Raw genomic sequence first — 13,358 nt, forward strand, 5'->3', positions numbered from 1 at the left:
TATGATCGGAGCACATAGGCGGGAGGGACAAGGATGACTGGGAACTTGCCGTTCGAAGCATTGTCGGTGGAGACGCTCGCAACCCGTCTCGGCACGAACGAAGCGCTGTGCGCGAAGATCGGCAAGGATGCGAGCGCCTGGAAAGTTCGCGAGGTTGGCGACGGCAATCTGAACCTGGTGTTCATCGTCGAAGGCGCCAGTGGCGGCGCCATCGTCAAGCAGGCCCTGCCCTATGTCCGCCTGGTCGGCGACAGCTGGCCGCTGCCGCTAAAACGTTCCTTCTTCGAATACCACGCACTGACCCGGCAAGAGGCGCGCGCGCCGGGCTCGGTGCCGGAGATCTACTACTTCGACGAGGTCCAGGCGCTGATCATCATGGAGTATCTGGCGCCGCCACACATCATTCTCAGGCGCGCCCTGATCGACGGGCGCCGACTGCCGAACATTGCCAGGGATATCGGCCTGTTCATGGCCCGCACGCTGTTTCGCGGTTCGGACCTGTCGATGGTGACCAAGGAGCGCAAGGCGGATTTGGCGCTGTTCGCCGACAATGTCGAGCTTTGCGACATCACCGAGAACCTGGTGTTTTCCGACCCCTATTTCGACGCCAAGATGAACCGCCACACCAGTCCGCAGCTCGATAGGCTGGTGGCGGAACTGCGGGCCGACCGCGACCTCAAGGTGGAGGCGCAGCGGCTGAAGCATATGTTCGCCGCCAATGCCGAGACGCTTTTGCATGGCGACCTGCATTCCGGCTCGATCATGGTCACCGATCAGGAAACGCGGATGATCGATCCGGAGTTCGCCTTCTACGGCCCGATGGCCTTCGACGTCGGCATGCTGCTCGCCAATTTCTGGATGTCCTTCTTCTCGCAGCGCGGGCATGAGCAGAACGGCAGGCGCGATGCCATGCGTGCCTATCTGCTCGGCGTCACGGCTGAAACCTGGGCCGTGTTCCGCGCCGAGTTCTCGCTGTTATGGCGGACGGAGCGCACCGGCATGCTCTATCAAAAAAGCCTGTTCGAGGATCAGGGCGACCGGCTGGGCGCCGAGCAGGCGCTCGATAATGTCCTGCACCAGATATGGGACGATCTGCTCGGCTTCGCCGGCATCGAGGTGCACCGGCGCATCCTCGGTCTCGCCCACAATGCCGACTTCGAGACCATTGCCGATGAAGATCTGCGCGCCAGTTGTGAGGCGAAGGCACTGAAATTCGGCCGTCACATCGCCGTCAACCGGCGCCAGATCCACAGCATCGACGAGGTCAACAATCTGGCCGCGCTGATCGAACAGGAGAACAGCATTTGAACGTCGGTGACCGCCACTTTCGGACCATCTGGCTGAGCGACGACGGCCGCTCAGTTGATATCATCGACCAGCGCTGGCTGCCGCATGAGTTCCGCATCGAGAAGCTCGGCACGGTCGCCAGCGTCGCCACCGCGATCCGCGACATGTGGGTGCGTGGCGCACCGTTGATCGGGGTCACCGCGGCCTATGGCGTCGCCATGCAGATGACGGATGATGCATCCGACGAAGCGCTCGACACTGTGTGGGAGGTACTGCACGATACCAGGCCGACGGCAATCAACCTGCGCTGGGCGCTCGACGAGATGCGGCGTTTCCTGCGGCCGTTGCCGCTTGGTGAACGCGCCGCGGCCGCCTACCGGCGTGCCAATGAGATCGCCGACGAGGATGTCGGGCTCAACCGCGCCATCGGCGAGAACGGTCTCGCCATCATCAAGGATATCGCGGCGCGCAAGCAGCCGGGCGAGACGGTCAATATCCTCACCCACTGCAATGCCGGCTGGCTGGCGACGGTCGACTACGGGACAGCCACTTCACCGATCTACCTCGCTGTCGAAGCCGGCATTCCGGTCCATGTCTATGTCGATGAAACACGCCCACGCAACCAGGGCGCCCAACTCACCGCCTGGGAGATGGCTGGCCACGGCGTGCCGCACACGCTGATCGTCGACAATGCCGGGGGCCACCTGATGCAGCGCGGCGCAATCGACATGGTCATCGTCGGCACCGACCGCACCACCGCCGACGGCGACGTCTGCAACAAGATCGGCACCTATCTGAAGGCGCTCGCCGCCGCGGACAACGACGTGCCGTTCTACGTTGCGCTGCCTTCGCCGACCATCGACTGGACGGTGGGCGACGGACTTGCCGAAATCCCGATCGAGGAGCGCTCCGGCGACGAGGTTTCGCTGGTGTGGGGCAAGACAGCGAGCGGCGAGATCGCCCAGGTTCGCGTCTCGCCCGAAGCAACGCCTGCGGCAAACCCCGCCTTCGACGTGACGCCGGCGCGGCTGGTCACCGGGCTGATCACCGAGCGCGGCATCGCCAAAGCGTCGCGCGAGGGGCTGAAGGCGATGTTCCCCGAGCGGGGATAGGCGGGCCGCGCTCAGAACTCGGCATTGTCCAGCGCGTTCACAAATTCCAGCGAGCGCCGCAAGGCGCCGCGAATGGTGCCGATATCCACCGGCGTGCTTCGCCGCTGGGGATCATTGCGCTGCGGGCGCTGCAGCCGCAATGGCAGTTCGATGCTGACTGGCAGCGTGGCGGGCAGCACGGCCCAGTAGGATGCATAGTCGACAGAGCCGTCGCCGATGGCGCAGAAGGCCCATCCCTCGCCGGTGCTGACGACATCCTTCAGATGAGCATGTCCAACCGTATCGATGGCATCGGCGATATCTTGCGCCGGCTGCATCGTCTCGCCGCTGTAGGTGAAGATGTTGCCGGCATCGTGGTTCAGGCGGACGTACGGCGATCCGATGTCGCGGACGAAGCTTGCCCCCGATCGCGCGCTGCCGAGCAGATCGCCACTGCCATGTCCGGGGTTTTCGAGCGCCAGAACCATGCCGGCCTCCTCCAGCCTCGGCAGGAGAGCCTCGATCGTCGCGCGGATCGCCGTGCTGTTTCTCGCCGGACCGGCATTGGTGATCAGGAACGAAGCGCCAAGACCGGCGGCAAAGCCGATCCGCCGGGACAATGCTTCGATCGCATCGGGCCCCGACAGGTCGATATGAGCCGATACGGCGTTGATGCCCAGCCCGGCATGTTCCGCTGCCCGGCGCAGCTTCGCGGCGTGCGCAGCCGCAAACAGACCCTCGTCGAAATCGACATAGCCGCTGATAAAGGCCGGCTCGACATGGGCGGCACCCACAGCGGCAATCTCCTCGACGGCCAATTCCATGGAATAGCCGTCGAAGAGAGCGGTCGAGACCGACATGATCCGCGAAGGCAGGGCTCAGGCTCCCTTGCCGTAGACGATCAATTCCGAGGCTTCCTTCACCTTGGCCGGCGAGAGTGCCTCGCGCCAGTCGTCACGGACCACGACGCCCTTGGCGAAGCGCATCAGGCGCAGTGCGGCGTCGGACGGCACTTTCGGCGAGAAGCCGAACCACATGGCGATCTCGACATTCAGATGACCGATCAGGAAGTCGAGCGCGGCCTGCCTGGGAATACCATATTTGCGCTCGCACTCCTCGACGGCCTCGACCATCGTGTCGACGAAGGGCATGGCGACCATTTCGGACAGGCCGGGCTCCAGGATCGCCAGCTGTTCGACCGTCACCCGGTGGCTGTCGATGATCGGCGACCACATCGCCTTGCACACCTCCTCGCCAAGCGCGTAGTCCTCTTCAGGTCCCTGCATCAGGGCGCAGACGATCGACTGCCTGGCGATGCCGCCATGATAGTCGCGACGCGCGGCCCACTCCGTCTCGTCGCCGAACAGCGGCGGATGGCACGGATGGCCGACGAAATAGGTGAGATCTGGCCTGTCCTTCGGCAGGTCGCCGGCATAGGGTGCGGCCGCATCCAGAACGAGGATCATGGTGCCCTTGGCAAGCATCGGCGAGACCTGCCGCGTCACCTGGCCGATGATGTTGTCCGGCAGAGCCATCACCACGACCTTGGCGCTGGGAATGCCTTCCTCCATGGCGACGGCGGCGATATCGGCTTCTCCCAACCGCTTGCGGCCGGCCTCGCCGATCTCCACGGCGCGGACATCGTAACCTGCTTCGATCAGCTTGCGTGTCACGCGGAAGCCCATCTTCCCTCCGGCTCCAAGCACCGCCACGGATGTCGTCATTTGCTTCTCTCCCATTTCCTCTTGATGGCGCGCCGATGGCGCAGGTTCAGCCGAACGCTTGCAGCGCGGCCTCGAGTTCCGGATGCGTGGCGGCGTAGTCGCGCGCGGGAATGCCTGCCGCGGCGGCTTCGAAAGCATCGTGCAGACTTTGAACGCCGGCGGCCGGACCGCCGGGATGCGCCATGATCCCGCCGCCGCAGCAATAGATGAAATCGTTCGTGCCGAGCCTTCCATAGGTCTCGCCCGCCTGCACCGCGGTCTGTCCGGACGAAAACACCGGCATCACCGTATCGGGCCGGTCGGCCCGGCCGAACATCGGAGTGAGGCAGGCGTGGGCGGATGCCATCACCGAATCGTCGGGCTCGCAGAACTTGTTGGACAGCCCGTTGACGTGCATGTGGTCGATGCCGGCCAGGCGCCAGAATTTCTGGTAGGCGAGATAGCTCATGCCGACATCAGGAGAACGGCTGAAGAGACCCCAGCCCGCCCGATGGCCGTGCAGCGCGACGGCGGAATGCCGGCGCATCTTGACGACACCCGACAGGCCGACGGAATTGAGGACAAGCATGGCGCAGGTGCCGCCACGGCGCTCGATCAGGTCGAGCTGGCGGCGCATGGCGTCGATGTCGCCGGAAATGTTGGCCGCGTACATGACCTTGCGCCCAGTCCTGTCGGCGTGCCGGTCGATGACAGCCATGACCGCCTCGAACCGCTGTTCGAACGGCGAATGCGGGGGATCTCCCATCAGTTCGTCGTCCTTGATGAAGTCGAGGCCGGCTGAGATCAGCGTATCGGCCAGGGTCGCGGTCTCCCGCGGCGTAAGGCCGACGCTCGGTTTGACGATGGTGCCGATCAGCGGCCGTCCCGTGACGCCGGTCAGACGACGCGTGCCTTCGACAGCGAAAGCCGGCCCCGGATAGGCATCAGCGAAGACATCGGGAAAGCTGACGTCGAGCAGACGCATGGCCGAGAAATGATGCAGCTCGAACAGATTGCCGAGCACCGTCGACCAGACCGAAGCCAGCACGGTGCCCATGTTCTCGATGTTCCAGGAAAGACCCACTTTGGCCCGGCGCGGCCTGACGGCCGCCGCATCTCCGGGCGCGCGCGAAAACGGCAACGCCTCGCCATCGACCTCGCCAAGATCCTCGATGAATTCGACGCGCGCGCCAAATCTGAGCAGCAGTTCCGGCGTCTCCCCAGGGATCGGACGGAATGTCCCGCTCGATTGCTCACCCGCCATCGCGGCCGCGGCGACCTCCATGGGATAGCGGGTTTCGATCAGGTAGGTGGCGTTAAGACGACCGGTCAATGCAGGCTTCCCGGCTGGAATGAACTTCATAACGGGAGCGATAGCATCAAAAAGACATCATGTCATCACATGAGTTTTCCCGGTCAAAAAATTTGCGACTGTCAGTCCCCGCCGTCGTTGCCCGCCAGTTTCGAATAGAGTTCGTTGGCGCGGCCTATATGGTCCGCCATGGCGGCGCTGGCGCCTTCGGCGTCGCCGCTGGCGATCGCCTTGTAGATGCGTTCGTGTTCCTCGACCGTCAGACGCTCGGCGCCTTTCACGGCCACGAGATCGCGCTTGAAGCGCGACAGCCATTCGAGCATGCCCTTGGCCACGGCCGCGATCATCGAATTGCCGCTCATTTCCGCTATGACGGCGTGGAATTCCATGTCGGCGGTTACGAACCGAGCCTGGTCGCCCTTCGCCTCGCGTAGGTGGCGCAAGGTCCCGGCAAGCCGTTCCAGGCTCTTGGCCGTGGCGCGTCGCGTGGCGATCCGAACCAGGCCCGTTTCCAGCAAGAGCCTGACTTCTTTGAGTTCTTCGAGGCCGCGCGAATTCGTCGCCAGCATCATGACCATTGCCGCGGAGACCTGATCGACGATCACCTCCGGCGTTGGGTTGATGACGCGCGCCCGTTCGCCGTGCGATATCCGGATGAGCCCCATCTGCTGCAGCGTCAGCATCGCTTCCCGGATCGACGGCCGCCCGACGCCGATCATCGTCATCAGTTCCTTTTCCGACGGCAATTGGGAACCGGGCGGAAATTCGGATGTCGAGATCGCCGCCATCAGCCGATCGAGCACCTCGACATACAACTTCTTCTTCTGGACCGGTTCCATCCGCATCTCTCCTGATCGTTTCCCGGGGGCAATCGATCCCGAGTCGCACCAACAGGCAAGGTCCCCGCTAATAATTGACATTACACATATGATGACCTAGCGTCCAGTGTGGCCAGTCTCGACGCGGCCGTGACGGCAAACATAGTGTCGGCACGGCCCGACTGGCCAGGGATGAGACGGAGAACCCGGCGGGCGCGTTGCTCCCGTCGACTCAGTCAAATGAGGTTCCGAGTGGCTTGCCTATTTGGTATGCTGGTATAACATGTAGCTGGTATGGTGTCCTTCGGAAGAGACACCTTTACGGAGTGACAGACGAGCCGATCAGGTCGGCCGGTTTTTGGGAGGAGAGATCATGAAGTTTTCAATTGTGGCGGCGCTTGCCGGCGCCGCGCTGGCCAGTGCTTCTGTTTTGCCGGCGATCGCATCGTCGGACAAACCGGTGATCGCGCTCGCCAACGCCTATTACGGCAACACCTGGCGCCACCAGATGGTGGAGGCGTTCGAGGCCTCGGCCAAGGAAGCCAAGGCAGGTGGCCAGATCGCCGATTACATCATCATGAACGGTGACGGCTCGGTGGCGCAGCAGAACAGCCAGATCGCCGAGCTGATCCTCAAGAAGGTCGATGTGCTCGCCGTCGACGCCGCCTCGGAGACCGCGGTCAACGGCATCATCGAAAAGGCCTGCAAGGCCGGCATCATCGTCGTTTCCTTCGATTCGGTTGCTTCGGCGCCCTGCAACTACCAGCTCAACTTCGACTTCAAGGGCTACAAGGCGGCCCAGGCCGAAGCCGTCTTCAAGATGATCGGCGGCAAGGGCAACGTCATCCAGGTGCGCGGCGTGAAGGGCTCTGCGCCCGACAGCGACATGTTCAACGCGCAGCAGTCGGTGCTGGCGAAATATCCCGACATCAAGGTTGTCGCCACCGTCTACGGCCAGGCGACCGCCTCGGTCGCGCAGGCGGCGATCGCCAACGTCCTGCCCTCGCTGCCACATGTCGACGCCGTGCTCGGCCAGGGCGGCAGCGACGATGTCGGCATCGCCCAGGCCTTCGTCCAGTATGGCGGCGATTATGCCGGCAAGATGCCGATCATCGAAGGCGGCGGCGGCACCGACTTCGTCAAATGGTGGGCCGAAGAGAATGCCAAGAACGGCTACCAGACCGTCTCGATGAACACCACGCCGGGGATTGGCGGCGCCGCGTTCTGGCTCGGCCTTTCGCTGCTCAAGGGCGGCAAGGCACCGAAGCTGATGATCATGCCGGTGGCGACGGTCGATGCCAGCAATCTCAAGGAGTATGCGAAGCTGCCGGGCGGCCAGATCATCAGCCCTACCTATTCGCTCGACTGGGTCAAGCAGAACCTGCTCAGCAAGTAAGGCTGCCATTGCCAGGGACCGGGCGCGCCCAACGGCCGCGCCGGGCCCCTGCCCGTAAGAAACGGAGGACGAATGTCCCATCTCGCCGTAACCGATCCGGAGGGTGCAGCCGCTACGGTGCCCGACACCAGGCCAAACGTCGTCTCGCTGTCGCGGATCACCAAGAGCTTCGGGCCGACGCTGGCGAATGCGCAGATCGACCTCGCCGTCTCGGCTGGCGAAATCATCGGCCTGGTCGGTGGCAACGGCGCCGGCAAATCGACACTGATGCGCATCCTGTGCGGGGCGACGTCACCGACCCTCGGCTCGATTTCGTTCACCGGCCAGGATGTGGGCTTCGCCGACTACGACACGGCGGAGGCGCAAAGGCGCGGCATCCGCATGGTGCATCAGGAACTGTCGCTGTGCGCCAACCTTTCCGTGGCCGAGAACTTCTTCCTGGAGACGCCAGGCGACGCAGGCAACCGGCCGGGCTGGCGCGCGCTCTATCGAGCCCGCGCCCGGGCGGCGCTGGACGCCGTCTTTCCCGCCAACGGCATCGATGTGAACGCCGAAGTCGGCCATCTCTCCATCGCCGAGCGGCAGATGGTCGAGATCGCGCGCGCCGCCGCCACGCCGGGTGTCAAGCTGATCGTGCTCGACGAGCCGACCTCCTCGCTCGACCTCGACCGCTCGAGGCAGTTGCGGGCCTTCATCCGCGAACGAGCCAAATCCGGCCTTGCCTTCATCTTCATCAGCCACAAGCTGCAGGAAATCATCGACATCGCCACGCAGGTGATGGTGCTGCGCAACGGGCGCACCGCCTGGCGCGGCGATGTCGCCGGCACTTCGATTGGCCAACTTGTGCAGCTCATGGGCGGCGACGCCAATTCGATCCACCAGCACAGCGCGACTGCCGCCAGCAGCGGCGAGGCGCTGGTCAAACTGTCCGGCTTCCTGACTGCCGGGCTCGGCCGCGACATCGAGATCGGCCGCGGCGAGATCATCGGACTGGCAGGGCTCGAGGGCAGCGGACAGAAGGAGTTGCTGCACGCCATTTTCGAGCCGGATTCCGCCAGAGGGGCCGCGGTGACCCGGAGCGGCGATGCCGGTTTCATTGCCGGCGACCGCCAGAAGGAAGGCGTGTTCCCGCTGTGGAGCGTGCTTGGAAACATCAGCATTGGCAGCCTTGCCCGCCGTCCGGCACTGGGGCTGGTTTCGCAGCGTGCCAACCGCGAGGCGGCGGCCGAAGCGGCCGGCCGGCTGCGGCTCGACGACAAGCGCTTCGGCTCCAACATCCTCGAACTCAGCGGCGGCAACCAGCAGAAGGCGCTGGTTGCCCGGGCGCTCGTCGCCGACACGCCGATCCTGCTGCTCGACGATCCGACGCGCGGCGTCGATATCGCCACCAAGCAGGACTTCTACAGGCTCTGCAACGAGATCGCGCGCAGCGGGCGCACGCTGGTGTGGCACACCACCGAAGATGCCGAACTCTTGGCCTGCGACCGCGTGCTGGTGTTTTCCGGCGGCCGCATCGTCAAGGAATTGGCCGGCGAGGCGATCACGGAATCAGCCATCGTTGGAGCGTCCTTTGCCCAGCAGGCGGACAAAGCCATCGGCGCCGGTCGCAGCGGCTCTGCCGGCGCCGGGCTTGCCCGCCGGCTGGTGAACGCGGCTCCCTTCATCGGCCTCGCCGCCGTGCTGGCGGTGATGATCTCGGCCAACCCGGCGGTCGCTTCGATCTTCGGGCTCGACCTGCTCCTGATGCCGGCGCTGTCGCTGGTGCTGGTGACGGCGGCGCAGATGTTCATCGTCGGCGGCAGCGAGATCGATCTCGGCGTCGGCGCCTTTGCCGGCCTGGTCAGCGTGCTTTCCGCCACGCTGCTCTACGATCAGCCATGGCTCGGCGCGCTGGCGCTGGTGGCGGCGGTCGCCGCCTATGCCGGGCTTGGCGGCCTGATCCAGGCACGCAAGATCCCAGCCATCGTCGTCACGCTTGGCGCCTCTTTCATCTGGATGGGACTGGGCTACGCGCTGCAGCCGACGCCGGGCGGCGCCAGCCCCGAATGGCTGTCGGCGATGTTCAGCTGGTCACTGGGTTTCCTGCCCACCTCCATCATCTTAATCGCCGCGGTCGCGCTGGTGGTGCTGGTGATCGACCGGCTGCCGCTCGGCGTGGTGCTGCGCGGCTTCGGCAACAATCCGACCGCCATGATCCGCTCCGGCTGGTCGCCGACGCGCTATGCGCTGGTGCGCTACCTCGTCGCCGGACTGTTCGCGGCTGCCGCCGGCCTGTCGCTGACCGCGATCAACACGGCAAGCGATATCAATTCCGGCAATTCGTTCACGCTGCTCAGCGTCGCCGCCGTGGTGATGGGCGGCTGCTCGCTGCTGGGCGGCGTCATCTCGCCGGTCGGCGCCGTCGCCGGGGCGGTCACGCTGGCCTTGATCGGCGCCTTGCTCGGCACGCTGAACGTGAGCAGCGACTTCAACGCGGCAACGCAAGGGCTGATCCTCATCGCCCTGCTGACGCTGCGCAGCCTGACCGCCGACCGCAGGAGCGAACAATGAACGGCCTCGCCGCCTTCAGCCTGTGGGCGCAGAAGAACCGCTGGGTCTGGTCGGCGATCGGCGTGCTCGTGCTTTGGCTGGTTCTGTCCATCGTCACCAACCGGTTCAGCCTCTCCAGCCTGTCGGGCATCATTCTATCGGCGTCGTTCCTGACCGTTGTCGGCATAGGCCAGATGTTCGTCGTCACCACCGGGCGCGGCAATATCGACCTTTCGGTGGCGTCGGTGATCACGCTCAGCGCCTTCGTGGCGCTGCTCACCATCAAGGGCCAGGATGCCAACCTCGCCATCGGCGTGGGTGCGGCGATCCTGCTCGGCCTTGCGGTCGGCGGCTTGAACTCGCTGCTCGTCGTCGGGCTGAACATACCAGCCATCATCGCCACGCTGGCGACGGGTTATGTGCTGGCGACGGCAACGCTGCTGTCGAACCGCGCCATATCGGGTTTCGCCGTCAGCCCGCTCTTGAAGACGCTGGCGACGGGCCGCGTCTCCGGCGTGCCGATCATGGCCGTCATCGCCATTGTCGGCGTGGCCGCGACCGCGTTCGTGCTGCGCTACACGGTGTTCGGACAGTTGCTGTCGGCGGTCGGCCAGAATCGCACCGCCGCGCGACTGGCGGCGATCCGCAACAACCGGATCATCGCGTCGGCGTTCATCATCTCGGCGGTGCTGGCTTCGCTCAACGGGCTGCTGCTCGGCGCTTATATAGGCGGCGCCTTCCTCGAAATGGGCCAGCCCTATCTCCTGCAGTCGATCGCTGCGGTGGTTCTGGGCGGGACGCTGATCTTCGGCGGCTCGGCCAGCGCCGTCGGCACGCTGTTCGCCAGCATCCTTTTGATCCTCATCGTCACCACCATGCAGATCGTCGGCCTGCCGCCAGGTGCGCAGGACATCGTGCAAGGCATCGTCGTCATCTTCGTTCTGGCGCTGGCCGGCCGCCAGGTGCTGTCGAGGCGAGCCGCCGTCGACCGCGCAGGCGACGACGGCACGCTGAAATCCGAGTGATGATTTCTCTTGCCAAGCTGTGGTAGAGTGATCATACCAGTAGATAAGGTGACGATCGGCAATGCCGGCGTCCGCGACCAAGGAGCAAGGGCTAGATGACGACGATTGCGCTGTTCGGTGCCGGTGGCAAAATGGGCTACCGCCTTTCGACCAATTTCCGCGGTTCGCCCTATACAATCCGCCATGTCGAGGTCAGCGAGGCCGGGCGCGAGCGGCTGAAGACCGGACTGGGCTTCGACACGGTCAGCGCCGACGAGGCGCTGGAAGGCGCCGACGTGGTGATCCTGGCCGTGCCGGACACCCATATCGGCAAGGTCGCGGCCGGCATCGAGAGCAAGCTTGCGCCGGGCACGATGGTCATCGTGCTCGATGCCGCCGCACCGTTTGCCGGCCATCTGCCTAATCGTCCCGACCTGACCTACTTCGTCACCCATCCCTGTCATCCGCCGATCTTCAACGACGAGACCGACATGGCGGCCAAGAAGGATTATTTCGGCGGCGTCAAGGCCAAGCAGCACATGGTCAGCGCACTGATGCAGGGACCGGAGGCCGACTACGCCAAGGGGGAGGCTATCGCCAAGATCATCTGGGCGCCGGTAATGCGCTCGCACCGCGTTTCCGTCGAACAGATGGCGCTGCTCGAGCCGGGACTTTCGGAAACGGTGTGCGCCTCGCTGCTGGTCGTCATGAAGGAAGCGGTCGACGAGGTGGTGGCGCGCGGCGTCGACCAGCAGGCGGCACTCGACTTCCTGCTTGGCCACATGAACGTGCTCGGCGCCGTCATCTTCGGCGAAACCAAGGGGGTGTTCTCGGATGCCTGCAACAAGGCGATCGAGTTTGGCAAGCCGGTGCTGATGCGCGACGACTGGAAGCGCGTCTTCGAGCCCGAAGAGATCGCGGCCAGCATCCAGCGGATCACTTGAGCGTCTCTAGGTACAGATCTGCCTTAGGTACAGATCACCTGAATTTGTGGTTGACTCATCATACCAGTTAGCTAAGCTAATGTTCGCTCGGATCACGCTTCGCCGGGAGTTCGATGCTGAGACGGGTGGAGGATGGGGGAATAGGAACTTGCCTTGGCGGAGCTGGTGGGCTTGAGCCCGGGCGTTCCGCAACCTTCACACGCTGACGAATTCAAACACAGACAAGTGGCTCGAACGATCGAGACACAGGCTTTTCAAACGGGAGGACTTCATGAAACTGACACGCAGAATGACGCTTGCCGCCTTCGCCGGCGTGCTGGCGCTCGGCACGGCGATGCCCGCCTACGCGGCGGACCTGATCGCCATCATCACCCCATCGCACGACAATCCGTTCTTCAAGGCGGAAGCCGTCGGCGCCGAGGCCAAGGCCAAGGAACTCGGCTACGAGGCGCTGGTGCTGGTGCATGACGACGACGCCAACAAGCAGTCCGAGCTGATCGATACCGCGATCGGCCGCGGCGCCAAGGCGATCATCCTCGACAATGCCGGCGCCGACGCGACCGTCGCCGCCGTGCAGAAGGCCAAGGACGCCGGCATTCCCTCCTTCCTGATCGATCGCGAGATCAACGCCACAGGCGTTGCCGTGGCGCAGATCGTCTCCAACAACTACCAGGGCGCCCAGCTCGGCGCGCAGGAGTTCGTCAAGCTGATGGGCGAAAAGGGTAATTTCGTCGAGCTGGTCGGCAAGGAATCCGACACCAATGCCGGCATCCGCTCCAAGGGCTACCATGACGTCATCGACGATTATCCGGACCTGAAAATGGTCGCGCAGCAATCGGCCAACTGGAGCCAGACCGAGGCCTATTCCAAGATGGAATCGATCCTGCAGGCCAACCCCGACATCAAGGGCGTCATCTCCGGCAACGACACGATGGCGATGGGCGCCTATGCGGCGCTCGCGGCGGCGAACCGCAAGGATGTCATCGTCGTCGGCTTCGACGGTTCGAACGACGTGCGCGATTCCATCACCTCGGGCGGCATCAAGGCGACGGTGCTGCAGCCGGCCTACGCCCAGGCGCAGATGGCGGTCGAACAGGCCAACGACTTCATCAAGAACAAGAAGTCGCCCGAGAAGGAAAAGCAGCTGATGGACTGCGTGCTCATCAATGGCGACAATGCCGCCAAGCTGGAAACCTTCGCGCTGAAGAACTGAGCCGGCACGATATAATTGCGAGGGGCGGACACGCGTTCGCCCCTCAGTGCTTTATTTTGAT

General features: G+C 64.2%; 11 protein-coding genes. 7 read left to right on the plus strand and 4 right to left on the minus strand.

What is annotated here, in order from left to right; genetic code table 11:
• The first annotated feature begins 33 nt into the window (after window positions 1-33).
• Both mtnK and mtnA read left to right on the plus strand, forming a co-directional pair.
• Window positions 34-1,308: an S-methyl-5-thioribose kinase gene (gene mtnK / locus LB555_RS17120; protein WP_140661486.1), complete on the plus strand. Its 1,275-nt coding sequence runs from the start codon at window positions 34-36 to the stop codon at window positions 1,306-1,308.
• Window positions 1,305-2,399, plus strand: coding sequence for an S-methyl-5-thioribose-1-phosphate isomerase (gene mtnA / locus LB555_RS17125; RefSeq protein ID WP_224683323.1), 1,095 nt, complete (start codon window positions 1,305-1,307; stop codon window positions 2,397-2,399). The genes mtnK and mtnA overlap by 4 nt, the downstream gene beginning before the upstream one ends.
• 11 nt (window positions 2,400-2,410) lie before the next feature.
• Here the strand turns inward: mtnA and LB555_RS17130 are convergent, their stop codons facing one another.
• From LB555_RS17130 to nanR, 4 genes are all read right to left on the minus strand, one after another.
• The gene (locus LB555_RS17130) at window positions 2,411-3,238 is read right to left on the minus strand and encodes a sugar phosphate isomerase/epimerase family protein (protein ID WP_224683324.1); all 828 of its coding nucleotides are present in this window, start codon (window positions 3,236-3,238) and stop codon (window positions 2,411-2,413) included.
• An 18-nt stretch (window positions 3,239-3,256) separates the two neighbouring features.
• A complete protein-coding gene (locus tag LB555_RS17135) occupies window positions 3,257-4,102 on the minus strand; it encodes a phosphogluconate dehydrogenase C-terminal domain-containing protein (protein ID WP_224582820.1) in 846 nt (281 codons plus the stop codon).
• A gap of 46 nt (window positions 4,103-4,148) precedes the next feature.
• The gene (locus tag LB555_RS17140) at window positions 4,149-5,444 is read right to left on the minus strand and encodes a ribulose-bisphosphate carboxylase large subunit family protein (RefSeq protein ID WP_140715146.1); all 1,296 of its coding nucleotides are present in this window, start codon (window positions 5,442-5,444) and stop codon (window positions 4,149-4,151) included.
• Window positions 5,445-5,515: 71 nt separating this feature from the next.
• Complete coding sequence (nanR, locus tag LB555_RS17145; protein ID WP_015318938.1) at window positions 5,516-6,232, minus strand: transcriptional regulator NanR; 717 nt, start codon at window positions 6,230-6,232, stop codon at window positions 5,516-5,518.
• Window positions 6,233-6,584: 352 nt separating this feature from the next.
• Between nanR and LB555_RS17150 the strand changes: the two genes are divergently transcribed.
• The 5 genes from LB555_RS17150 to LB555_RS17170 all read left to right on the plus strand — a co-directional run bounded on the left by LB555_RS17150 (window position 6,585) and on the right by LB555_RS17170 (window position 13,297).
• A complete protein-coding gene (locus LB555_RS17150; RefSeq protein WP_224683325.1) occupies window positions 6,585-7,607 on the plus strand; it encodes an ABC transporter substrate-binding protein in 1,023 nt (340 codons plus the stop codon).
• 72 nt (window positions 7,608-7,679) lie between these two features.
• The gene (locus tag LB555_RS17155) at window positions 7,680-10,157 is read left to right on the plus strand and encodes an ATP-binding cassette domain-containing protein (protein ID WP_140617392.1); all 2,478 of its coding nucleotides are present in this window, start codon (window positions 7,680-7,682) and stop codon (window positions 10,155-10,157) included.
• Window positions 10,154-11,161 carry an ABC transporter permease gene (locus LB555_RS17160; protein ID WP_140617393.1) on the plus strand — a complete coding sequence of 336 codons (1,008 nt, stop codon included), beginning with the start codon at window positions 10,154-10,156 and terminating at the stop codon, window positions 11,159-11,161. Before LB555_RS17155 ends, LB555_RS17160 begins: the two co-directional genes overlap by 4 nt.
• Before the next feature lie 95 nt (window positions 11,162-11,256).
• Window positions 11,257-12,084, plus strand: a complete 828-nt coding sequence (locus LB555_RS17165; RefSeq protein WP_015318942.1) for a phosphogluconate dehydrogenase C-terminal domain-containing protein — start codon at window positions 11,257-11,259, stop codon at window positions 12,082-12,084.
• A gap of 271 nt (window positions 12,085-12,355) precedes the next feature.
• Window positions 12,356-13,297 carry a D-ribose ABC transporter substrate-binding protein gene (locus tag LB555_RS17170; protein WP_015318943.1) on the plus strand — a complete coding sequence of 314 codons (942 nt, stop codon included), beginning with the start codon at window positions 12,356-12,358 and terminating at the stop codon, window positions 13,295-13,297.
• Window positions 13,298-13,358 lie beyond the last annotated feature (61 nt).

This window comes from Mesorhizobium sp. BR-1-1-10, from assembly GCF_020165595.1.
Lineage (GTDB): Bacteria > Pseudomonadota > Alphaproteobacteria > Rhizobiales > Rhizobiaceae > Mesorhizobium > Mesorhizobium australicum.

Bases quoted from the DNA above. Each gene is read 5' to 3' on its own strand.
- LB555_RS17160 (WP_140617393.1), top strand. From the start codon at position 10,154: ATGAACGGCCTCGCCGCCTTCAGCCTGTGGGCGCAGAAGAACCGCTGG.
- LB555_RS17150 (WP_224683325.1), top strand. From the start codon at position 6,585: ATGAAGTTTTCAATTGTGGCGGCGCTTGCCGGCGCCGCGCTGGCCAGT.
- LB555_RS17170 (WP_015318943.1), top strand. From the start codon at position 12,356: ATGAAACTGACACGCAGAATGACGCTTGCCGCCTTCGCCGGCGTGCTG.
- LB555_RS17130 (WP_224683324.1), bottom strand. From the start codon at position 3,238: ATGTCGGTCTCGACCGCTCTCTTCGACGGCTATTCCATGGAATTGGCC.
- nanR (WP_015318938.1), bottom strand. From the start codon at position 6,232: ATGGAACCGGTCCAGAAGAAGAAGTTGTATGTCGAGGTGCTCGATCGG.
- LB555_RS17140 (WP_140715146.1), bottom strand. From the start codon at position 5,444: ATGAAGTTCATTCCAGCCGGGAAGCCTGCATTGACCGGTCGTCTTAAC.
- LB555_RS17155 (WP_140617392.1), top strand. From the start codon at position 7,680: ATGTCCCATCTCGCCGTAACCGATCCGGAGGGTGCAGCCGCTACGGTG.
- mtnK (WP_140661486.1), top strand. From the start codon at position 34: ATGACTGGGAACTTGCCGTTCGAAGCATTGTCGGTGGAGACGCTCGCA.
- LB555_RS17165 (WP_015318942.1), top strand. From the start codon at position 11,257: ATGACGACGATTGCGCTGTTCGGTGCCGGTGGCAAAATGGGCTACCGC.
- LB555_RS17135 (WP_224582820.1), bottom strand. From the start codon at position 4,102: ATGACGACATCCGTGGCGGTGCTTGGAGCCGGAGGGAAGATGGGCTTC.